1 protein-coding gene is annotated in these 1,235 nt (G+C 57.1%); it reads left to right on the top strand.

All coding sequences use genetic code 11. From position 1 onward, the window contains the following. Positions 1-64: 64 nt before the first annotated feature. Positions 65-1,227, top strand: a protein-coding gene (locus CKW29_RS25335; RefSeq protein WP_095147513.1) for an IS3 family transposase whose coding sequence is annotated in 2 segments (ribosomal slippage) — positions 65-320 and positions 320-1,227 — 1,164 coding nt in all. Because the reading frame shifts where the segments join, the coding sequence is not laid out codon by codon here. Positions 1,228-1,235: the final 8 nt, after the last annotated feature.

The raw sequence follows: 1,235 nt of genomic DNA, 5'->3' as shown, positions 1-1,235 counted from the left end.
TGTAGTGGTCTAATGAAACCGGACACCCATTTAGGTGAGAATGCTCGCCAGATCGAGGTGTCAGATGACCAAACAACGCCGTTCCTTTTCTGCTGAATTCAAACGCGAGGCTGCCGACCTCGTGCTCAAGCAAAACTACAGCTACATCGAAGCCAGCCGTTCACTCGGCGTCGGCGAGTCGGCCCTGCGCCGCTGGGTTGATCAGGTTCAGCAGGAGCGCCAAGGCGTCACTCCGCAGAGCAGAGCGCTGACCCCGGAACAGCAGAAAATCCAGGAGCTGGAAGCCCGGATCGCCCGCCTTGAACGGGAAAAATCGATATTAAAAAAGGCTACCGCGCTCTTGATGTCGGAAGATCACGAGCGTACGCGCTGATCAATCAGCTGAGAGTCCATGAGCCGATTGATTGGCTGTGCAAGGTGTTTGAAGTCACCCGTTCGTGCTACTACGCCCAGCGCCTTAGGCGCCGAACACCTGATGTCGAACGGCTTCGGTTGCGCAGCCGGGTGAGCGAGCTGTTTTCGCAAAGTCGCAGTGCTGCGGGCAGCCGCAGCATCCTGTCGCTGATGCGTGACGACGGTGAGCAGCTCGGTCGATTCAAAGTGCGCAGCCTGATGCGCGAGCTTGACCTCGTCAGTAAACAGCCCGGATCACATGCCTATAAACGAGCGACAGTTGAACGGTTGGATATCCCGAACCTCTTGAGTCGGGAGTTCGATGTTCCGGCACCCAACCAGGTGTGGTGCGGCGACATCACCTACATCTGGGCCCAGGGGAAATGGCATTACCTGGCTGTCGTGCTGGATCTTTGCACACGCCGGGTAGTGGGCTGGGCGTTGTCGGAAAAGCCGGACGCCGATCTGGTTATCAAGGCGCTGGATATGGCTTACGAACAACGAGGCAAACCTCAGGGCCTGCTGTTTCACTCGGATCAAGGGTCGCAGTATGCGAGTCGTCTATTTCGCCAGCGGCTGTGGCGTTATCGCATGCGCCAGAGCATGAGCCGGCGGGGAAATTGCTGGGACAACGCGCCAATGGAGCGCGTGTTCCGCAGCTTGAAAACAGAATGGATACCGAACACGGGCTACAGAACGGCTCAAGAAGCCCAGCGTGATATCAGCCAATTCTTGATGCATCGGTACAACTGGATTCGACCCCATCAATTCAACGGTGGGCTGGCGCCAGCTCGGGCCGAAGAAAAACTTAACGTCGTGTCCGGGATTAGTTGACCACTACA

Source organism: Pseudomonas sp. Irchel s3a18 (assembly GCF_900187535.1).
Taxonomy (GTDB): Bacteria; Pseudomonadota; Gammaproteobacteria; order Pseudomonadales; family Pseudomonadaceae; genus Aquipseudomonas.
The sequence above is the reverse complement of the archived record's forward strand: the minus strand, read 5'-3'. Positions and strand labels throughout refer to the sequence as shown.